The 19,886-nt window shown below is 69.6% G+C and carries 21 protein-coding genes; 16 read left to right on the forward strand and 5 right to left on the reverse strand.

Features of this window, described 5'->3' with window-relative positions:
- Positions 1 to 91: 91 nt before the first annotated feature.
- On the reverse strand, positions 92 to 706 hold the full coding sequence (locus tag ACNJ7K_RS21100; RefSeq protein WP_120282226.1) for a DUF3515 domain-containing protein: 615 nt from the start codon (positions 704 to 706) through the stop codon (positions 92 to 94).
- Positions 707 to 850: 144 nt separating this feature from the next.
- On the opposite strand from ACNJ7K_RS21100, the gene ACNJ7K_RS21105 reads away from it, so the two are divergent.
- Genes ACNJ7K_RS21105 through ACNJ7K_RS21115 form a run of 3 tightly spaced genes read left to right on the forward strand, consistent with a single transcriptional unit; the run spans position 851 to position 3,079 of the window.
- Positions 851 to 1,774, forward strand: coding sequence for a thiamine-phosphate kinase (locus ACNJ7K_RS21105; RefSeq protein WP_487042285.1), 924 nt, complete (start codon positions 851 to 853; stop codon positions 1,772 to 1,774).
- A gap of 45 nt (positions 1,775 to 1,819) precedes the next feature.
- Positions 1,820 to 2,347 carry a gamma carbonic anhydrase family protein gene (locus tag ACNJ7K_RS21110; RefSeq protein ID WP_120282228.1) on the forward strand — a complete coding sequence of 176 codons (528 nt, stop codon included), beginning with the start codon at positions 1,820 to 1,822 and terminating at the stop codon, positions 2,345 to 2,347.
- Between the two features lie 3 nt (positions 2,348 to 2,350).
- Positions 2,351 to 3,079 (forward strand): uracil-DNA glycosylase, encoded by a 729-nt coding sequence (locus ACNJ7K_RS21115; protein ID WP_216850655.1) that lies wholly within the window; start codon positions 2,351 to 2,353, stop codon positions 3,077 to 3,079.
- Positions 3,080 to 3,101: 22 nt separating this feature from the next.
- Here the strand turns inward: ACNJ7K_RS21115 and ACNJ7K_RS21120 are convergent, their stop codons facing one another.
- Together ACNJ7K_RS21120 and rpmB are read right to left on the reverse strand one after the other, a co-directional pair.
- Positions 3,102 to 3,917: an enoyl-CoA hydratase/isomerase family protein gene (locus ACNJ7K_RS21120; RefSeq protein WP_487042148.1), complete on the reverse strand. Its 816-nt coding sequence runs from the start codon at positions 3,915 to 3,917 to the stop codon at positions 3,102 to 3,104.
- 88 nt (positions 3,918 to 4,005) lie between these two features.
- Positions 4,006 to 4,197: a 50S ribosomal protein L28 gene (rpmB, locus tag ACNJ7K_RS21125; protein ID WP_006551201.1), complete on the reverse strand. Its 192-nt coding sequence runs from the start codon at positions 4,195 to 4,197 to the stop codon at positions 4,006 to 4,008.
- 233 nt (positions 4,198 to 4,430) lie between these two features.
- On the opposite strand from rpmB, the gene ACNJ7K_RS21130 reads away from it, so the two are divergent.
- From ACNJ7K_RS21130 to mutM, 10 genes are all read left to right on the forward strand, one after another.
- Complete coding sequence (locus ACNJ7K_RS21130) at positions 4,431 to 6,119, forward strand: DAK2 domain-containing protein (RefSeq protein ID WP_268655540.1); 1,689 nt, start codon at positions 4,431 to 4,433, stop codon at positions 6,117 to 6,119.
- Between the two features lie 45 nt (positions 6,120 to 6,164).
- Positions 6,165 to 8,456 (forward strand): ATP-dependent DNA helicase RecG, encoded by a 2,292-nt coding sequence (gene recG / locus ACNJ7K_RS21135; protein ID WP_120282231.1) that lies wholly within the window; start codon positions 6,165 to 6,167, stop codon positions 8,454 to 8,456.
- Between the two features lie 182 nt (positions 8,457 to 8,638).
- Complete coding sequence (locus tag ACNJ7K_RS21140) at positions 8,639 to 12,040, forward strand: pyruvate carboxylase (protein ID WP_487042149.1); 3,402 nt, start codon at positions 8,639 to 8,641, stop codon at positions 12,038 to 12,040.
- A complete protein-coding gene (rsmD, locus tag ACNJ7K_RS21145; RefSeq protein WP_487042150.1) occupies positions 12,037 to 12,603 on the forward strand; it encodes a 16S rRNA (guanine(966)-N(2))-methyltransferase RsmD in 567 nt (188 codons plus the stop codon). The genes ACNJ7K_RS21140 and rsmD overlap by 4 nt, the downstream gene beginning before the upstream one ends.
- Entirely contained in the window at positions 12,600 to 13,091 is a 492-nt protein-coding gene (gene coaD, locus ACNJ7K_RS21150; RefSeq protein WP_487042151.1) for a pantetheine-phosphate adenylyltransferase, read from the forward strand. The genes rsmD and coaD overlap by 4 nt, the downstream gene beginning before the upstream one ends.
- A gap of 139 nt (positions 13,092 to 13,230) precedes the next feature.
- Positions 13,231 to 13,989, forward strand: coding sequence for a DivIVA domain-containing protein (locus ACNJ7K_RS21155; RefSeq protein ID WP_230787573.1), 759 nt, complete (start codon positions 13,231 to 13,233; stop codon positions 13,987 to 13,989).
- Between the two features lie 101 nt (positions 13,990 to 14,090).
- On the forward strand, positions 14,091 to 14,705 hold the full coding sequence (locus ACNJ7K_RS21160) for a YceD family protein (protein WP_120282236.1): 615 nt from the start codon (positions 14,091 to 14,093) through the stop codon (positions 14,703 to 14,705).
- 2 nt (positions 14,706 to 14,707) lie between these two features.
- On the forward strand, positions 14,708 to 14,890 hold the full coding sequence (gene rpmF, locus ACNJ7K_RS21165; RefSeq protein ID WP_006551208.1) for a 50S ribosomal protein L32: 183 nt from the start codon (positions 14,708 to 14,710) through the stop codon (positions 14,888 to 14,890).
- 11 nt (positions 14,891 to 14,901) lie between these two features.
- On the forward strand, positions 14,902 to 15,705 hold the full coding sequence (gene rnc, locus ACNJ7K_RS21170; protein ID WP_120282237.1) for a ribonuclease III: 804 nt from the start codon (positions 14,902 to 14,904) through the stop codon (positions 15,703 to 15,705).
- Between the two features lie 6 nt (positions 15,706 to 15,711).
- Positions 15,712 to 16,575 (forward strand): bifunctional DNA-formamidopyrimidine glycosylase/DNA-(apurinic or apyrimidinic site) lyase, encoded by an 864-nt coding sequence (gene mutM, locus ACNJ7K_RS21175; RefSeq protein ID WP_230787571.1) that lies wholly within the window; start codon positions 15,712 to 15,714, stop codon positions 16,573 to 16,575.
- A 36-nt stretch (positions 16,576 to 16,611) separates the two neighbouring features.
- On the opposite strand, the gene pcaG is transcribed toward mutM, so the two are convergent.
- Both pcaG and pcaH read right to left on the reverse strand, forming a co-directional pair.
- The gene (gene pcaG, locus ACNJ7K_RS21180) at positions 16,612 to 17,295 is read right to left on the reverse strand and encodes a protocatechuate 3,4-dioxygenase subunit alpha (RefSeq protein ID WP_487042152.1); all 684 of its coding nucleotides are present in this window, start codon (positions 17,293 to 17,295) and stop codon (positions 16,612 to 16,614) included.
- A complete protein-coding gene (gene pcaH / locus ACNJ7K_RS21185) occupies positions 17,292 to 18,023 on the reverse strand; it encodes a protocatechuate 3,4-dioxygenase subunit beta (RefSeq protein ID WP_006551212.1) in 732 nt (243 codons plus the stop codon). Before pcaH ends, pcaG begins: the two co-directional genes overlap by 4 nt.
- Before the next feature lie 94 nt (positions 18,024 to 18,117).
- On the opposite strand from pcaH, the gene ACNJ7K_RS21190 reads away from it, so the two are divergent.
- Genes ACNJ7K_RS21190 through ACNJ7K_RS21200 form a run of 3 tightly spaced genes read left to right on the forward strand, consistent with a single transcriptional unit; the run spans position 18,118 to position 19,810 of the window.
- Entirely contained in the window at positions 18,118 to 19,089 is a 972-nt protein-coding gene (locus tag ACNJ7K_RS21190; RefSeq protein ID WP_487042153.1) for a LysR substrate-binding domain-containing protein, read from the forward strand.
- Positions 19,082 to 19,519, forward strand: coding sequence for an OsmC family protein (locus ACNJ7K_RS21195; protein WP_120282240.1), 438 nt, complete (start codon positions 19,082 to 19,084; stop codon positions 19,517 to 19,519). The genes ACNJ7K_RS21190 and ACNJ7K_RS21195 overlap by 8 nt, the downstream gene beginning before the upstream one ends.
- Before the next feature lie 3 nt (positions 19,520 to 19,522).
- A complete protein-coding gene (locus ACNJ7K_RS21200) occupies positions 19,523 to 19,810 on the forward strand; it encodes an acylphosphatase (protein WP_230787554.1) in 288 nt (95 codons plus the stop codon).
- Positions 19,811 to 19,886: the final 76 nt, after the last annotated feature.

Here is a 19,886-nt window from a genome sequence, read left to right on the forward strand (position 1 = left end):
CGACGAACACGGTCGGCCCCGGCACCACACCACGGTGCCGGGGCCGACCTTCGTTCGTGGGTCGTAGTGAAGACGGAGGGGTAGATCCCGCTCAGCGGATCGGCGCCGGATCGATCTGCTGCTGCGGGAGTGTGGCCGAGATCGTCGCTGTGATGTCCTGCAGCGGGGTCGGCCCGGATCCGTCGGGCACGGTCAAGGCCACGTAGACCGGCCGGTCGACGGCGAACCACGTGCTCGCCGGGATACCCTGCTCGGCTCCCGACACCTCGAACCACTGCACGTCGTCGATCACCTGCAGCGCCGCCGCCTGGTCGAACTGGTCGGGCCGGTCGAGACCGCAGCGCAGGACGACCTCCTCGCCGTCGTCCGACTGCCAGGCCGCCGCACCCACCGGTGCCGGATCGGCCAGTTCGGCGCGCGTGTAGTCGCCGAGCTCCTCCGGCAGCGCGTCGAGCAACTGCGAGCAGGATTCGGATTCTGCTTCCGGAGCAGGCACGGGACCGAGGCCGACAGGCGTGTTCACAGGTGACTGCGACACGATCACGGCCGCCACCACCACGCCGACCAGCAGAGCGACGGGCAGTGCGATCGCCGTGGCGATCAGAGCGGGACTGCGTCGCGTCCCGTCCGATCCGGGTGCCTCGGCGGGGGCGTCGTCGGAAGGTTCGCGATCGGAAGCAGAGGTGTCGGTCATCGTGTCCAGCATCCGGGCTCGGGGACAGGGGGCGGTAGCGTGATCGAACGTAGCAGGGCACGTGCCGGCTCTCTCCCACCGGCGACCGAGAAAGAGGCGACCGTCACCGTGACGAACCCGACCGGACCCACCGTCGCCGACATCGGCGAATTCCCCGTGATCGAGCGCGCGGTGAGAGCACGGCGGCAACCCGACAGCACACTCGTCGGGCCGGGCCACGATGCGGCGGTCGTGACAGCGGCCGACGGGCGCATCGCGATCTCGACCGACATGCTGGTCGAAGGACGTCACTTCCGGTTCGACTGGTCGAGCCCGGAAGAGGTGGGACGCAAGGCGGTCGCCCAGAACGGAGCCGATGTCGCCGCGGTCGGCGCACGCCCCACGGCCTTCGTCGTCGGCCTCGGTTGTCCGCCCGAGACTCCCGTCGCCGTGCTCGACGGCATCTCGGCGGGCATCGGGGAGGCTGCGGAGGAGGTCGGCGCCGGAGTCGTGGGAGGCGATCTCGTGCAGACGGGTCAGGTGATCGTCTCGGTCACCGTGCTCGGCGAACTCGACGGACGGCCACCGCTGCTCCGCTCCACCGCCTGCCCCGGCGACGTCGTCGCCCTCGCCGGTCGCACCGGTCGCTCCGCGGCGGGTCTGGCCCTGCTGCTGGCCGGCAACCGGGACTTCCCCGGACTCGTCGCGGCGCATCGTGTGCCCACTCCGCCCTATGCAGCAGGTCCTGCAGCGGCCGCAGCCGGCGCCCACGCCTGCACCGACATCTCCGACGGTCTCGTCGCCGATCTCGGGCACATCTGCACGGCCTCGGAGGTCGCGATCGACCTCGACTCCGGTGCGCTCGCTCCCGACACGCAACTCCGCGAGGCCGGTCGGGTACTGGCGGCCGACCCGTGGGAATGGATCCTCACCGGCGGCGAGGATCATGCCCTCGCGGCCTGCTTCCCTCGCGAGGTCACCCTGCCGGACGGATGGCGGCCGATCGGCGTGGTCCTGGAAGGCTCCGGCGTCACGGTCGACGGGCAGCGCCACGACGGATCCGGCGGCTGGGAGAGCTTCGCGGCGGGCGCTGGTCTCTAGGCCGCTCACTCCGGGTGGGGTTCGCTCGAGATAGGTTCTGCAGTCATGGCTGTCTACGCACTCGGCGAGCGTGTCCCCGATATCCATCCCGACGCGTGGGTTCATCCCGACGCGGTCGTGATCGGCAACGTCACCCTCGGTGCCGGTGCCTCCGTGTGGCCCTCGGCGGTGCTGCGCGGGGACTACGGCACGATCACCGTGGGGGAGAAGACCAACATCCAGGACGGCACGATCATCCACTGCACCGCGATCGAGGCCACCGTCATCGGCGCGCGGTGCGTCGTCGGGCACAACGCGCACATCGAGGGCTCCACGATCGGTGACGGCGCGCTGATCGGTTCGGGTTCGCTCGTCCTCAACGGATCGGTCATCGGTGCCGGCGCGCAGGTCGCCGCCGGCGCCCTGATCCCGCCGCGCTTCGAACTGCCGCCCCGCCGCATGGCGATGGGCATCCCCGCGAAGGTCCGCGAGGGCTACGAGATCCCCGAGAACAACTTCGACGCCAACGCCGAGATGTATGCGGCGAACGCCGCCTACTACCGGACCGCCCTCCGCCGCATCGACCAGGAGTGACAGGTGGCCGACACCGTCGACACACAGTCCGCGGCCGGGGGAGCGGACGAGCCCCGTTCCGGTCGGCCCCTGTCCGAACTCGTCGAGGCGGGTTGGGCGCGAGCACTCGAACCCGTCGCAGGTGACATCACCGCGATGGGGCAGTTCCTCCGCGCCGAACTCGCTGCGGGCCGCAGTTATCTGCCGTCCGGTCCGAACGTGCTGCGTGCCTTCACGCAGCCGTTCGAATCCGTCCGCGTCCTGATCGTCGGGCAGGATCCCTATCCCACTCCGGGTCACGCTGTGGGACTGAGCTTCTCGGTGGCTCCGGACGTCCGTCCCATCCCGCGCAGTCTTGCCAACATCTATCGCGAGTACACCGACGATCTCGGTCTGCCGCAGCCCTCCACGGGCGACCTGTCGCCGTGGACCGAGCACGGTGTCCTGTTGCTCAACCGGGTCCTCACCGTCGCGCCGGGCCAGCCGGCCTCGCACCGCGGCAAGGGCTGGGAGGCCGTCACCGAGCAGGCGATCCGCGCGCTGGTCGCGCGCGGTACCCCGCTCGTCGCGATCCTGTGGGGCCGCGACGCGGCGACCCTCGAACCCATGCTCGGCGGTGTGCCCACCGTGAAGTCGGCGCACCCGTCCCCGCTGTCGGCCTCACGCGGATTCTTCGGGTCGCGTCCGTTCAGCCGCTCGAACGCTCTGCTCGTCGAGCGGGGCGGCGAACCGGTGGACTGGCGGCTGCCCTGACCACCGATCCGCCGCCCGGATGTCAGGCGCGGGCCGAATCCCAGTCCGGGCGCCGCTTGGCGACGAAGGCGTCGACACCCTCGATACCCGTGGGCGTCGTCGCGGCGGCGGAGATCGAGGCGGCTTCGGCATCGAGGTGGTCGGACAGTGATCGTCCGGCCGAGCCCGCCACGAGCGAGCGGATGGCGGCGTAGGACTGCGTGGGTCCGTGCGCGAGGGTCCGTGCGAGTCGCAACCCCTCGCTCTGGATCTCGCCGTCGGCGACGAGCCGGCTGAGCAGACCCAGGCGCACGGCTTCGTCGGCGCCGATCACGGCGTCGGTCATGATGATCTCCCGTGCCCGCGACGGGCCGACGATCCGCGGCAGGGTCCACGACATGCCGCCGTCGGGGGAGAAGCCGATCGACGGGTACGCGGCGCGCATCTTCGTGCCGGGGCCGGCGAGTGCGATGTCGGCGAGCAACGCCAGGCTCATGCCGGCGCCTGCGGCCCAGCCGTGCACGGCGGCGACGACCGGCACGGCCGCCTTCTCCAGTTCGCGCACGAAGTCGTGGAAGAGGTTCGCGATCTCGAGCAGGTGGGCGCCGCGGTCCTCGGCCGCGGCGAATCCGTGGACGTTGCCGCCCGCGCAGAAGTTCGCACCCTCACCGACGAGCAGCACGGCGCCGATCTCGGTGCCTGCCGCGCGCAGGGCCGCGATGCCCTGCTCCATCCCTGCGGGGGACAGGGAGGTGCCGTGTTCGGAGGTCGCCACGGCGATCCGCAGGACGCGGTCCTCCACAATCACCAGTGAACGGAGAGAGTCGCTGTCGGGGAAGGAAACTTGGTTCTCGGTCATTCCCGCACGATATCCGGCCGAGGGATCGAACGGCGAAGGCCCCCTGCGCAATCAGCGCAGGGGGCCTTCGCTACGACTCGACCGGGAATCAGCCGCGGACGACCTTGCCGGCCTTGAGGCAGGAGGTGCACACGTTCATCTTGCGGGTGTTGCCCGGTGCAACCTGAGCGCGCACGCTCTGGATGTTCGGGTTCCAGCGACGGTTGGTACGCCGGTGCGAGTGCGAGACCGACTTCCCGAAGCCGGGGCCCTTGGCGCATACGTCGCAGACGGCAGCCATGTCGCGAACTCCTTGTGTCTAGTGGATAGATCTTCTGTCTGTTGTTTCGCCTTGCGAACACGGGGAACGAGCCGCCCGTGCGAGGCAACCCGGCAAGCTTAGCGAACTCGAGGGCGGTTGGCCAAACCGGACGGTGCGCCGGGTCGCGGCTAACCTGTTCGCCAGGGCTCGGCACCGTGCGCAACGGTACCGATCGTAGAGGTGGACGATGCCCGTAGGACGAGGCGAAGGGGGTGGAATCGTTGCTCGGAGCCGAGGACACGGTGGACGGGCGGGCGCTGCGCCGGTGGGTCGAGTTCGGTGTGGAAGCGCTCGAACAGCGCCGAGCGGAGATCAACTCGCTCAACGTCTTCCCGGTGCCCGACGGGGACACCGGAAACAATCTGCTGATCACCCTGCAGGCCGCGGCGGCCCGGATCGGCGGGCCCGTGGACGGCGCGCTCACCGCATCCGACGTCGCCGAAGGGCTCGCGCGCGGCGCCTTCGCCGGGGCACGGGGCAACTCCGGGATCATCCTGGCGCAGGCACTGCGCGGTCTCGCCGACGCGATCGCGGGACTGACGACGATCGGCGCCCGGGACCTTGCCGCCGCCTTCTCCAACGCCGCGACGCTTGTGACCGGAGCGCTCAGTGCACCCGCGAAGGGCACCATCGTCAGCGTCCTCGAAGCTGCGGCCGACGGCGCGACCCGCGTCGCCTCGGAGACGGATGCGACCGTGTGCGATGTCGCCGTCGCGAGTGCCGATGCCGCCGCCGACGCGCTGCAGCGCACCACCACTCAGCTCGACGTCCTCGCCGAGGCCGGGGTCGTCGACGCCGGCGGCCTCGGCCTGCTCGTGCTGCTCGACTGCCTGGTGGAGGTCGCGACCGGAACACGTCCCGATCGCCGGATGGTGCTCGCCGGAGCCTCGCGGCCCGTGGTCGAACCCGAGATCGTCGACGAACGTCACGACAGCGACCATCAGGAATACGAGGTGATGTATCTCGTCGGGAACTCCGACGACGCGCGCATGGACGCCCTGCGGTCGTCTCTCGACGCGCTCGGCGACTCGGTCGCGATCGTCGCCGGGGGATCGGGGTGCTGGTCCGTGCACGTGCACTGCTGCGATCCCGGAGCCGCCGTGGAGGCCGGTCTCGCGGCGGGTTCGCTGAGCCGCATCGACATCACGTGCTTCGCGCTCGAGTCCGCGCGTCGCGGGTGCGGCGACGGCGCTGTGGCGCTCGGCACGGCTCCCGCCCCGGTCCGTGCCGAGCCGGCGGAGGAGCAGTCCCGGGCGGTCCTCGCAGTGGTGGGCGGCGAGGGCGCGGCCGAACTGTTCGAGGCGGAGGGTGCCCGGGTGCTGCGGGCCGAGGAGATCTCGGCCCCGGACGAACTGCTCGAGGCGATCCGGGAACTGCCGAGCCGGGACGTCCTCGTGCTGCCCAACGGTGCGCTCTCCGCGCAGGACGTCGTCGCCGTGGGCGCCCGGGCGCGGCGGGACGACCGCGACGTGATGTTCCTGCCGTCCTCCTCCGTGGTCCAGGGACTGGCCTCGTTGGCCGTGCACGATCCGATGCGCGCCACCGTCGACGACGCCTTCGCGATGTCGGAGGCGGCGTCGTGCGTGCGCTGGGGATCGCTGCGGTACGCGAACGAACGTGCGCTGACCTGGGTCGGAACGTGCGAGCCCGGCGACAGTCTCGGACTGGCCGGCCATGATGTCGTAGTGATCGAGCATGATCTGGTGACAGCGGGAGCGTCGTTGCTCGACAGGATTCTCGCCGCGGGCGGCGAGCTCGTGACGATGCTGGTCGGCGCCGACGCCCCCGACGGACTCGTCGAGCAACTGGCCGCTCACCTCGATCGCCGTCACCCGGAGATCGACGTGGTGGTCTACCAGGGCGGTCAGCGCAGCGACCTGCTGCAGCTCGGCGTCGAGTAGCCGGTGCGCCGCGAGGCCACCGCAGGAGTAGCGGAAGGGACGGCAGTGGCGACACTCGCGGACCGGCTCGATCATGTCCTCGGCCGCAAGACGGCGGACGCCTTGCACGACGCGTTCGGGATGACCACCGTCGAGGATCTGTTGCGGCACTATCCGCACCGCTACGCCACCCAGGGTGCCGAGCTCGGCGAGAGTCGGCCCGCGGAGGGCCAGCACATCACGATCATCGCGCGGGTCGAGTCGGCGCAGGAGGTGCCGATGAAGTCCCGCGCCGGCAAGCGCCTCGCGGTGCGGTTGCGCTCCGATCGCCACAGCATCGACGTCACCTTCTTCAACCCGCACCGGGTCAAGCACAACATCAAGCCCGGCGTGCGCGCGATGTTCTCGGGCACCGTGAAGTACTTCCGCGACAAGTGGAGCCTGACCCATCCGAGCTATCTCGTGCTGCCCGAGCCGCGCGACGCCGAGGATCTGGTCTCGGCGACCCCCGCACGGGTGCGGGGCGCCGGCGCCCTGGCGGGTCTCGCCCGCACCGCGCAGGACGGGTCGGGGGTCGATATGTCGGTCTTCGACCGCGCGCTGATCCCGATGTACCGCGCGACTCGCGAGGTCGAGTCGTGGACCGTCATGCGCTGCGTGCGGCAGGTGCTCGACCAGCTCGACCACGTCGACGACCCGCTGCCCGAGTGGGTGCGCGACGAGCACGGCTTCGTGGGCCTCGACGAGGCGCTCCGCTCGATCCACCTGCCCGACACGAAACAGGAGATCGACCGGGCACGCGACCGCCTGCGGTTCGACGAGGCCGCCGCGGTGCAGCTCGTGCTCGCCGGACGCCGGCACGACGTCGAGGTGCGGTCGGCGCCGTCCTGCCCGCGTCGCGAGGGCGGAATCGCCGACGAGTTCGACCGGCGGCTGCCCTTCGAGCTGACGGCCGGGCAGCTCTCGGTGGCCGACGAGATCGCGGCCGATCTCGCACGCGAACACCCCATGAACCGGCTGCTCCAGGGCGAGGTCGGCTCGGGCAAGACCATCGTGGCGCTGCGGGCGATGCTGCAGGTGATCGACTCCGGTCGGCAGTGCGCGCTGCTCGCACCCACCGAGGTGCTCGCGGCGCAGCACGCGCGCTCGCTCACGAAGATGCTGGGCGATCTCGCCGCGGCGGGCGAACTCGGCGCCCACGAACTCGCGACCCGCGTGACTCTGCTGACCGGCTCGATGGGGGTCGCACGCAAGCGGGCCGCGCTCAACGAGACGGTGACGGGCGATGCCGGGATCGTCATCGGCACGCACGCGCTGATCGAGGACACGGTGCAGTTCTTCGACCTCGGTCTCGTGGTGATCGACGAGCAGCATCGTTTCGGTGTCGAACAACGCGACGCACTGCGGTCGCGAGGTCGCGACGGCGCGTCCCCGCACGTGCTGGTGATGACCGCGACGCCGATCCCGCGCACCATCGCGATGACGGTGCTCGGCGACCTCGAGGTCTCGACGTTGCGCGAACTCCCTCGAGGACGGTCGCCGATCGTCAGCCGCGTGGTCCCGGCGAAGGTGCATCCGAAGTGGGTCGACCGCGCGTGGGAGCGCATCCGCGAGGAGGTCGCCGACGGACGGCAGGCCTACGTGGTGTGTTCCCGCATCGGCGACGGCGATTCCGACGACGACGCGCTCTTCGATCCGGACGGGCCCGAGCCGTCGGGATCGACGAAGGGCAAGCAGGCGCCGCCCGAGACCGTCTCGGTGCTCGAGCAGTTCGAGTTCCTCACCTCCGGTCCGCTGCGCGACCTGAGGGTGGGGCTGCTGCACGGCCGCCTCCCCGGCGACGAGAAGGACGCGGTGATGCAGGCCTTCAACGCCGCGGAGCTCGACGTGCTCGTGTGCACGACCGTCGTCGAGGTCGGTGTCGACGTGCCGAACGCGACCGTGATGGTGATCGTCGATGCCGACCGGTTCGGTGTCAGCCAGCTGCACCAGCTGCGCGGTCGCGTCGGTCGTGGCGGCCATCAGGGCCTGTGCCTGCTCGTGACCGACGCGAAGCCCGCGACCCCGACGATGATGCGGCTCGAGGCCGTGGCCGGCACCACCGACGGTTTCGAGCTCGCCCAGCTCGATCTGCAGTTGCGCCGCGAGGGCGATGTCCTCGGTGTCGCCCAGTCCGGCACCGTGTCGACGCTGCGGTTGCTCTCGCTCGTCGACGACGCCGACGTCATCGAGGCAGCCCGCGACTTCTCCCGGACGGTGACGGAGAAGGATCCCGGCCTCGAACACCACCCGGGGCTCGCGAGCATGGTGCGGGCCGCGCTCGACGCCGAACGCGTGGCGTATCTCGACAAGTCGTGAGTTACGTTCCGTACACCGTGCCCCAGAGCCCGCGGTGAGGTTTCGGTGGCCGTGCCCGGCATGTTGACGCCGTGTTACGACAGGGCCGACTGCATCGTTCCAGTCGTGCCATCCGGACGCCTTGTCCCACGATGTGGAACGCGCGTCGAAGGCGGCATGTTACGTCGCGGTACCGTCGACCAATGTTCTCGAAAGTGCTTGTCGCCAACCGTGGCGAGATCGCGATCCGCGCGTTCCGTGCCGCCTACGAACTGGGTGCCGGGACGGTCGCGGTGTTCCCGTACGAAGACCGGAACTCCCTGCACCGGTTGAAGGCCGACGAGGCCTATCAGATCGGTGAGGAGGGGCACCCGGTCCGCGCATACCTGTCGGTCGAGAAGATCGTCGAAGCGGCCGTGTCGGCCGGTGCCGACGCGATCTATCCCGGCTACGGCTTCCTCTCCGAGAATCCGGACCTCGCCGCGGCGTGCGCCGAAGCCGGCATCACCTTCGTCGGTCCGTCGGCGGAGATCCTCGAGCTGACGGGCAACAAGGCTCGCGCGATCGCCTCGGCGAAGGCCGCCGGCCTCCCGGTGCTGGCGTCGTCGGAGCCGTCGTCGGACGTCGACGAACTGGTCGCCGCCTCGGAGACGATGAACTTCCCGGTCTTCGTCAAGGCTGTCGCCGGTGGCGGCGGACGCGGCATGCGCCGGGTCGCCGAACCCTCCCAGCTGCGCGAGGCCATCGAAGCCGCCTCCCGCGAGGCAGACGCCGCCTTCGGCGATCCCACCGTCTTCCTGGAACAGGCCGTGGTCAACCCGCGGCACATCGAGGTGCAGATCCTCGCCGACAAGCACGGCAACGTCATCCACCTGTACGAGCGCGACTGCTCGGTGCAGCGCCGCCACCAGAAGGTCATCGAGCTCGCCCCTGCCCCGAATCTCGATCCCGAGCTGCGCGACCGTATCTGCGCCGACGCCGTCGCCTTCGCCAAGGAGATCGGCTACCAGTGCGCAGGAACCGTCGAGTTCCTCGTCGACGAACGCGGCAACCACGTGTTCATCGAGATGAACCCGCGTATCCAGGTCGAGCACACGGTCACCGAGGAGATCACCGACGTCGACCTCGTGCAGTCCCAGCTGCGCATCGCCGCGGGCGAGTCGCTCGAGGAACTGGGCCTGTCGCAGGACAGCATCACCATCCGCGGCGCGGCGCTGCAGTGCCGCATCACGACCGAGGACCCGGCCAACGGATTCCGTCCGGACACCGGCCGCATCACCGGCTACCGCACCCCGGGCGGTGCCGGCATCCGTCTCGACGGCGGCACCTCGGTCGGCGCAGAGATCTCCGCCCACTTCGACTCGATGCTCGTCAAGCTCACCTGCCGCGGCCGCAACTTCGAGACCGCCGTCGCCCGCGCGCGCCGCGCGGTCGCCGAGTTCCGCATCCGCGGTGTCGCCACGAACATCCCGTTCCTCCAAGCTGTGCTCGACGACGAGGACTTCCGCGGCGGCAACGTCAACACCTCGTTCATCGAGGAGCGCCCCCACCTGCTGACGCTGCGCTCGTCCGCCGACCGCGGCACCAAGATCCTGCGGTACCTCGCCGACGTGACGGTGAACAAGCCGCACGGCGAGCGCACCACGACGGTCTACCCGCACGACAAGCTGCCCGCGATCGATCTGAACGCCGAGCCGCCGGCCGGTTCGCGTCAGCGTCTGCTCGAGCTCGGCCCCGAGGGCTTCGCCCATGCGCTGCGTGAGCAGAAGGCGATCGGCGTCACCGACACCACCTTCCGCGACGCCCACCAGTCGCTGCTCGCGACCCGCGTGCGCAGCAAGGACCTGCTGACCGTGGCCGGGCACGTGGCCCGGATGACGCCGCAGCTGCTGTCGATCGAGGCGTGGGGCGGCGCGACCTACGACGTCGCACTGCGCTTCCTGCACGAGGATCCGTGGGAGCGGCTCGCGGCGCTGCGCGAGGCGATCCCGAACATCAACCTGCAGATGCTGCTGCGCGGACGCAACACCGTCGGCTACACCCCCTACCCGGAGGCCGTCACCCGCGCCTTCGTGCAGGAGGCCGCCGACACCGGCATCGACATCTTCCGCATCTTCGACGCGCTGAACAACGTCGACCAGATGCGTCCGGCGATCGACGCCGTCCGCGAGACCGGCACCACCCTCGCCGAGGTCGCGATGTCCTACACCGGCGACCTGTCGAACCCGAACGAGACGATCTACACGCTCGACTACTACCTACGTCTGGCCGAGGAGATCGTCGAGGCCGGTGCGCACGTCCTGGCCATCAAGGACATGGCGGGTCTGCTGCGCGCCCCGGCTGCCGCGACGCTCGTGTCGGCGCTGCGCAGCAACTTCGATCTGCCGGTGCACGTGCACACGCACGACACCCCGGGCGGTCAGCTCGCCACCTACCTCGCGGCCTGGCACGCCGGTGCCGACGCCGTCGACGGTGCGTCCGCGGCGCTGGCCGGTACGACGAGCCAGCCCGCCCTGTCGGCGATCGTCGCCGCCGCGGCGAACAGCGAGTTCGACACCGGTCTCGACCTGCAGGCCGTGTGCGATCTCGAGCCGTACTGGGAGGCGCTGCGCAAGGTGTACGCACCGTTCGAGTCGGGCCTGCCCGCACCGACCGGCCGCGTCTACACCCACGAGATCCCCGGCGGTCAGCTGTCGAATCTGCGCCAGCAGGCCATCGCGCTGGGCCTCGGCGACCGCTTCGAGGAGGTCGAGGCCGCCTACGCCGGCGCCGACCGCCTCCTGGGCCGCCTGATCAAGGTCACGCCGTCGAGCAAGGTCGTCGGCGACCTCGCGCTGCACCTCGTGGGCGCGGGCGTCTCGGTCGACGACTTCGCCGCCGAGCCCGGCAAGTACGACATCCCCGATTCGGTGATCGGCTTCCTGCGCGGCGATCTCGGAACCCCGGCCGGCGGCTGGCCCGAGCCCTTCCGCAGCAAGGCGCTGTCGGGCCGCGCCGAGCCCAAGCCGGTCACCCCGCTCGCGCCGGAGGAGGAGAAGGCCCTCGGCGGTTCGTCCGACGAGCGTCGCCGCATGCTCAACCGCCTGCTCTTCCCGGGCCCCGCGAAGGAGTTCGAGCAGCACCGCGAGACCTACGGCGACACCACCGAGCTGTCGGCCAACCAGTTCTTCTACGGTCTGCGTCACGGCGACGAGCACCGGGTGCGCCTGGACAAGGGTGTCGAACTGCTCATCGGCCTCGAGGCGATTTCCGATGCCGACGAGAAGGGCTACCGCACGGTCATGTGCATCCTCAACGGGCAGCTGCGCCCGGTGTCGGTGCGCGACCGCTCGGTGGCTGCGGAGATCCCTGCCGCAGAGAAGGCCGACCGCAACCATCCCGGTCACGTCGCGGCGCCCTTCGCCGGCATGGTCACCCTCGTCGTGTCCGAGGGCGAGAGCGTCTCGGCCGGCGACACCGTCGCCACGATCGAGGCCATGAAGATGGAGGCCGCGATCACCGCGCCGCGCGGTGGACGCATCACGCGCGTCGCGATCGGGCCGGTGCAACAGGTCGAAGGTGGCGACCTGCTCGTCGAGGTGTCCACGGGAGACAGCGCCGAGTGACACGGATCGTCGCCGGCCGGGCCGGGGGGCGGCGCCTGAAGGTGCCGCCCCGCGGGACCCGGCCCACTTCCGAACGGGTGCGCGAAGCCCTGTTCAGTTCGCTCGACGCACGCATGGACATCGACGGGGCCGCCGTCCTCGACCTCTACGCGGGGTCGGGGGCGCTCGGTCTCGAGGCGCTGTCCCGCGGCGCCGAGCACGCAATACTCGTCGAGTCCGACGCGAAGGCGGCGGGCGTGATCCGCGAGAACATCGCGACGGTCGGACTGTCCGGTGCGGTGCTGCGCACCGCACCGGTATCCGCTGTACTCGCGGGCACCCCGGACCGCGTCTACGACCTCGTCCTGGCCGACCCGCCCTACGCCGTGACCGAGGAGGCCGTCACCGGCATGCTCGAGACGCTCGTGTCCGGAGGCTGGGTAGAGGACGGCTCGATCGTCGTGGTCGAACGGTCGTCGCGATCACCGGAAACGGTGTGGCCGCAGGGATTCGAGGTCGGCAGGTCGAAGCGCTACGGCGAGACGAGAGTGGAGATCGCCACCTGCTACGGTGCTGGGTCATGAGCCGCGCGGTCTGCCCAGGATCCTTCGACCCGGTCACCAACGGACACCTCGACGTCATCGGCAGGGTCTCGGCCCAGTTCGACGAGGTCGTCGTGACCGTCACGATCAATCCCAACAAGCAGGGGATGTTCACGATCGACGAACGCCTCGAGATGCTCACCGAGGCCACGTCGCACCTGTCGAACGTCACGGTCGACGCCTGGCAGGGCCTGCTCGTCGATTACGCCCGGGAGCGGGGGATCACCGCGATCGTCAAGGGTCTGCGCGGCGCCAACGACTTCGACTACGAGCTGCAGATGGCGCAGATGAACCACAAGCTCACCGGCGTCGACACGCTGTTCGTCGCCACCAACCCGGTCTACAGCTACCTGTCGAGCTCGCTCGTCAAGGAGGTCGCGACCTACGGTGGCGACGTCTCCGAGATGCTGCCGGGCTCCGTGCACGATCGTCTGCTCGCGCGCCTGGCCGAGCGGGCCGCCGCGAACTAGACCGCACCCTCCCGCGCGGCCTGTGACGGCCGTATCCCGACACACCGAGCGCAGGGCACACGAGCGTGCCCTGCGCTGCGGCAGACTGGACGGCGGCGCGACCGCACCGGTCGTGTCGAGCGAGTGATTGGGGTTGGGCGTGTACCGGGTATTCGAGGCACTCGACGAGCTGGTCGCAATCGTCGAAGAGGCACGTAGCGTTCCGATGACGGCGAGCTGCGTGGTACCGCGCGGCGATGTCCTCGAACTGCTCGACGACGTGCGCGACGCGCTGCCGCCCGAACTCGACGACGCGCAGGACGTCCTCGATCACCGCGACAAGCTGATCAACGATGCGCGGGCCCAGGCCGACAAGACCGTCGGGGACGCCGACGAGGAGGCGCGCACCCTCCTCGAGGACGCGCGCGCCGACGCCGACCGGATGCTCGCGGACGCGAAGGCCCAGGCGGACCGCATGGTCAAGGAGGCCCGCGCCCACGCCGAGGAACTCGTGCGCGATGCGCAGGCAGAGGCCGACGATCTCGTGGCCGAGGGCAACAAGCAGTACGAGAGCGTGACAGGGCGTGCCCGCATCGAGGCCGACCGCCTGGTCGAGTCCGGGCAGGCGTCCTACGAGCGTTCCGTGGCCGAGGGTGAGGCCGAGAAGACACGCCTGGTGTCGCAGACCGAGGTCGTGCAGGCCGCACACGCCGAGTCGGCGCGTGTCATCGATTCGGCCCACGCCGAGTCCGACCGTCTCCGGACCGAGTGCGACGAGTACATCGACGGCAAGCTGGCGGAGTTCGAGGAACTGCTCGGCACCACGCTGCGGTCCGTCGGCCGCGGCCGGCAGCAGCTGCGGCTGTCGGGTGCTCCCGACTTCGCGGAGGCCGACCACCGGGCGAGCCGTCGCCGCTGACCCGCGGGATTTTCGCTCCTGCCGCCCATCGCGTATCATGGAGCGGTTGCCCTATCACGACCGAGTCGTGTCCTGCGTCGTCCGAAGAAGGTGAGTTCCCCGTGTCCACCCGTGATTCCAGCACGTCCCGTTCCGGCCGGGACTCCGGGCTGGTGTTCGACACGCTCTCCCTGGGCCGCCGGCCCGGTTCGATGCGTACGGTCGAGCGGAAGGTGCCGTCACCCTCGCGCATCGGGCTCGATCTGATCGCGATCGAGGAAGGCTCCGAGATCGATCTCGATCTCCGCCTGGAGTCGGTGTCCGAGGGCGTCCTGGTCACCGGTAGTGTTCGTGCCGACGCCGTCGGTGAGTGCTCTCGGTGCCTCGAGTCGTTCACCGAGCCGGTGGACGTGTACCTCACCGAGCTGTTCGCCTACCCGAACAGCGTTACGGAGCAGACCACCGAGGACGACGAGGTGTACCGCGTCGAGAACGATCTGATCGATCTCGAACCGGTCCTCGTGAACGCGGTGGGTCTGGAACTTCCGCTGCAGCCGTTGTGTAGTGACGACTGTGCGGGATTGTGCCCCGAATGCGGCATTCGCCTGGCGATTGCAGAATCCGGGCACCGTCATGAGACAATGGATCCTCGCTGGGCTGGGTTGGCAGCCAAGTTCGGCGCGGGCTCCGAAGAACCCAGCAGTCAAATCGACAGCTCGAACAACGAGGAGAAGTAGACGTGGCCGTCCCCAAGCGCAGAATGTCGCGTTCCAACACCCGGTCGCGGCGCAGCCAGTGGAACACCACTGCGCCGACGCTCGTCACCTGCCCGAACCGGGGTTGCGGAGAGAAGAAGCTGCCCCACGTGGCGTGCCCGTCGTGCGGCACCTACAACGGCCGTCAGGTGACCGCGCCCGTCTAATCGGTATTCACGTGACGAGCAAGTCCTCCGAAACAGCTACCGAGGGCGGCGAAGAGAGCCACGAGTCTCTCCTCGCCGCCCTCGGCGTGCCTCTGGACGCAGAACTGCTGTCCTTGGCGCTCACCCACCGCTCGTACGCCTACGAGAACGGCGGGTTGCCCACCAACGAACGTCTCGAGTTCCTCGGCGATGCCGTCCTCGGGCTCGCGGTGACCGAAAAGCTCTACCTCACCCACCCGGACAAGTCCGAGGGCGAACTCGCCAAGATCCGCGCGAGCGTCGTCAACATGCACGCGCTCGCCGAGGTGGCGCGCGGCCTCGGAGAAGGTGGGCTCGGAGTGCACCTCCTGCTCGGTAAGGGGGAGGAGCTGACGGGCGGACGCGACAAGGCCAGCATTCTGGCCGACGGAATGGAATCGCTTCTCGGCGCCGTCCATCTCGCCCACGGCATCGACGTCGCGCGCGAAGTGGTCCTGCGCCTGTTCGCCGCACTGCTCGAACGCGGCCCCCGCCTCGGTGCCGGTCTGGACTGGAAGACGAGTCTGCAGGAACTCACCGCCGAACGCGGTCTCGGTGTTCCCGCCTACGAGATCACCGCCACGGGTCCCGACCACGACAAGGAATTCACCGCCACCGCCCTCATCGGTGGCAATCCCTATGGCACCGGTGTCGGACGTACCAAGAAGGAAGCCGAGCAGAAGGCCGCGTCGGCCGCGTGGAACGCGCTGACCGAGGGCACTGCTGCCGAAGCCGGTGATGTCGGGGCTTCCGATCAGCAGTCCGGATCCGCCGAGACGCCCACCGAGAGCAACTGACCGCAGGTGCCCGAACTTCCCGAGGTCGAGGTGGTCCGTCGCGGACTCGACGCGCACGTCGTCGGCGCGACGGTGGACTCGGTACAGGTGCTGCATCCGCGTGCCGTCCGCCGGCACGAGCCCGGTCCGCGCGATCTCGCACTGCAGGTGACCGGTCAGAAGGTCGCCTCGGTCGAGCGTCGCGGCAAGTACATGTGGCTCGTGCTCGAACCGGCCGATCTGGCGCTCGTGGTGCACCTGGGGATGAGCGGGCAGATGCTCGTGCAGCCTCCGACCGTGCCGGACGAGAAGCATCTGCGTATCCGCGCCGTCCTCGACAACGGTGCCGATCTGCGTTTCGTCGACCAGCGCACCTTCGGAGGCTGGGCCCTGGCTCCGCTCGTCGAGGTGGACGGTGATCATCTGCCGCTGCCGGTCGCGCACATCGCCCGCGACCCGATGGATTCCCGGTTCGACCCGGACGCGGTCGTGGCCGTGCTGCGCACCAAGCACACCGAGATCAAGCGTGCGCTGCTCGACCAGACCGTCGTCTCCGGCATCGGCAACATCTACGCCGACGAAGCGCTGTGGCGCGCAAGGATTCACGGCAACCGGCCGACCGACGCGCTGTCGCGTCCGAAGCTCCGGTCGGCTCTCGACGCGGCCACCGAGGTGATGGCGGAGGCTCTCGGGCAGGGCGGTACGTCGTTCGACGCCCTGTACGTCAACGTCAACGGGGAGTCCGGTTACTTCGAGCGTTCCCTGAACGTCTACGGGCGCGAGAACGAGCCGTGCCGACGCTGCGGCGCGCCGATCCGCCGCGAGAAGTTCATGAACCGCTCGTCGTACAGCTGCCCGAAGTGTCAGCCACGACCGCGAACGACCCGGTAGCGCACGCGCATACCGGGCCGTTCGGAACGTGGTGGTTCAGATGTCGAAGAAGACCGTCTCGGCGCCACCGTCCGGGGTGTCCTGCAGCCGGATGTCGATCGTGTAGACGGTGCGTCCGTCGCGCTCGGAACGCGACGCGATCAGGGTGTTGCGCCGCACCTCCCATTCGATGCCCTTCAGGACGGGATCGTCGGCGTTGAGCTCGGCCTCGTCCTCGAAGTAGACCCGCGTGTGCAGGCCGAGGTTGATGCCGCGCGCGAAGATCACGAGCAGGATGTGGGGTGCCGAGACGGAGCCGTCGGGGTTGGTGACGGCGCCGGGCTTGATCGTCTCGATCGTGAACACGCCGGTCTCGAAGTCGCCGCCGGTGCGTCCCCAGCCGCGGAAGTTCGGATCGAGGTCCTTGTCCTGTGCGTCGTCGGGATGTGCGTACCGGCCGTGGGCGTTCGCCTGCCAGCTCTCGAGCAGGGCGTCGCGCACCGGGGTGCCGGTGCCGTCGATGACACGGCCCTCCAACACGATTCGCTCGCCCTCGGTCTCGTCGGTGACGAGGACGTTGCCGAAGTTGTTGTCGAAGATGTCGAAGCCGGCCTGCTGCGGCGCGAGCCCGATGTGGACGTACGGGCCGCCGGTCTGCGAGGGCGTCTCCGGGAAACGTGTGACCATCGCGCGGGGGAGCAGCGGGGGCGCGGGCCGGTAGGGGTCGGTGGGCAGGCTCATCGCGGGGCTCCCGGGAGGTCGGTGTTCTCGAAAAAGGTGGCCCGGCGACCGCGCAGGGTGATGTCCCAGCGGTAGGCGCGGGCGTCGAACGGCGCGTTGGAGGCGGGATCCTCCTGGGCGATCAGGCTGCGGAGCTGGTCCACGGTCGGGATCGTCCGCGCGATCGGGCACTTCTCGATGAGCGGATCGCCCTCGAAGTACAGCTGGGTGATCAGGCGCTGCGCCCACCCGCGGCCGAGGATCGACACGTGGATGTGCGCCGGGCGCCAGGCGTTGCGGCTGTTGCCCCACGGATATGCGCCGGGTTTGATCGTCCGGAACTGGTAGTAGCCGTTCGCGTCCGTGAGCATCCGCCCGCAACCGCCGAAGTTCGGATCGATGGGAGCGAGATAGGTGTCCTTCTTGTGGCGGTACCGGCCACCGGCGTTGGCCTGCCACACCTCGACGAGTGCGCCCTCGACCGGATTGCCGAACTCGTCCTTGACGAAGCCGTGGACGATGATGCGCTCACCGATCGGCAGGCCGTCCTTCGAGAAGTTCAGGATCAGGTCGTTGTCGAGGGCGCCGAGCTCGTCGCTGCGGAAGACGGGTCCGGTGATCTCCGACAGGGTCGGCTTCGGCGTGATGAGCGCGTTGCGCGGTGCGCGCAGCACCGATGTGCGGTAGCCGGGGGTGAGCGCGGGTGGGTGCAGTGTGTGGTCGCGCTCGACGTATTCGCCGGTGGACATGCGATCTCCGATCTCTGAGCTGTGGACACCACCATAAGATGAAGAAAAACTCATGTAAATTGACAAAACAGCAGTTGATTCATAACTTCCAGTGATGCAATCCGAGTTCGGTCCGTCCTCGTCCGTCCCGGAGCAGGCGCGACGCATCCGCCTCCGGCACCTGAGATGTTTCGTCACCGTCGCGCGCGAAGGTCAGGTCGGGCGGGCCGCCGAACTGTTGCAGCTGAGTCAGCCGGCCGTCACGAAGACCCTCAACGAGCTCGAGGTGCTCGCCGGAGCGAAACTTCTCGACCGCGGCCGACACGGTGCGCGCCTCACCGCGGTGGGTCACCGCTTCCTGCGATACGCGCAGGACGTCACCACCTCACTGGACGCAGCGGTGGCCGCACTGGCAGGAGCGGCCGAACCCGCCCGCGAACCGCTGCGGATCGGGGCCCTGCCCACCGTGGCCGGGTCCGTACTCCCCGAAGCTCTGGCGGAGCTGCGCCGCATGCGCGCGGATCTGGACATCCGGATCCGCACCGACCCCAATGCCGTCCTGCTGTCGGCGCTCGCCGCCGGCGCCCTCGACGTCGTCCTCGGGCGCATGGCCGAACCGTCCCGGATGGTCGGGCTGTCGTTCGAGCTCCTGTACGCCGAGACGCTGATCCTCGTCGTCCGACCCGGCCACCCCCTCGCCGAGCGTTCCGTCTCCGTCGCCGACACGCTCGAACACCCCCTGGTGGTCGCGACCGGCGGAACCGTGCCGCGCCACGCGACCGAGGCGTTGTTCGAACGTCACGGCCTGCGACTGCCGGTCGGGCTGATCGAGACGCTCGACCTCGCCGTGGCACGCGGGGTGGTCCGGCGCAGCGACGCCGTGTGGATCACCACCGAACGCGCGGCCCGGGACGACCTCGCCGACGGCGTGGTCCGGCGCCTGGACGTGCCCACCGCGGGCACCGTCGAACCGGTCGGAGTGCTGCGACGCAGTGCCGACGCGTCGTCCGCCGTGGTCGAGGACTTCGTGACCATCCTGCGCGACATCCCGGTCGACGGGACATGGCAGGATTTCCCCCATGGCTGACCAGACTTCCGACCTTCCCGCCACCGAGCTGTGGGTCGAGCGCACCGGCACGCGCCGCTACACCGGCCGCAGCTCCCGCGGCGCCGAGGTGCTCATCGGCTCGGAGAGCGTCGAGGGCGTCTTCACTCCGGGCGAGCTGCTCAAGATCGCGCTCGCCGCGTGCTCCGGCATGGCTTCGGACTTCCCGCTGTCCCGCCGGCTCGGCGACGACTACGACGCGACGATCCGCGTTTCCGGTGCCGCCGACCGCGAGAACGAGGTCTACCCGCACCTCGAGGAGGAGATGGTCCTCGACCTGTCGGAGCTCGACGCCGACGCACGGGACCGTCTCATCGCCCTCGTCGAACGGTCCGTCGACAAGGTGTGCACGGTGGGCCGCACCCTCAAGGCGGGCACCGAGGTCTCGCTGACGATCACCCCCGAGGACTGATCGATGAGCGCCCTCGCAGATGTCGAACGGCTCACGGCGTGGGTGCACGGCCGCGTCCAGGGGGTCGGTTTCCGCTGGTTCACGCGTGCCCGCGCACTCGAACTCGGGCTCGTCGGGCACGCGACGAATCATCCCGACGGTCGCGTGATGGTCGTCGCCGAAGGCCCCCGGTCCGCGCTCGAACAGCTCCTCGCGTGGTTGCGATCCGGCGACACCCCCGGTGAGGTGCGGCTCGTCGTCGAATCCTGGGATCCCGCGCGCGGCGACCTCACCGGCTTCGTCGAACGCTGACATCCGTCCTGTTTGTCCGTTCGTCTCGGACACCTCCTTCGTCGGCCCCGGAGAGCTGCGCCGGATCACTCCCGAC

This window comes from Rhodococcus shunpengi (assembly GCF_048381395.1).
GTDB lineage: Bacteria > Actinomycetota > Actinomycetes > Mycobacteriales > Mycobacteriaceae > Rhodococcus.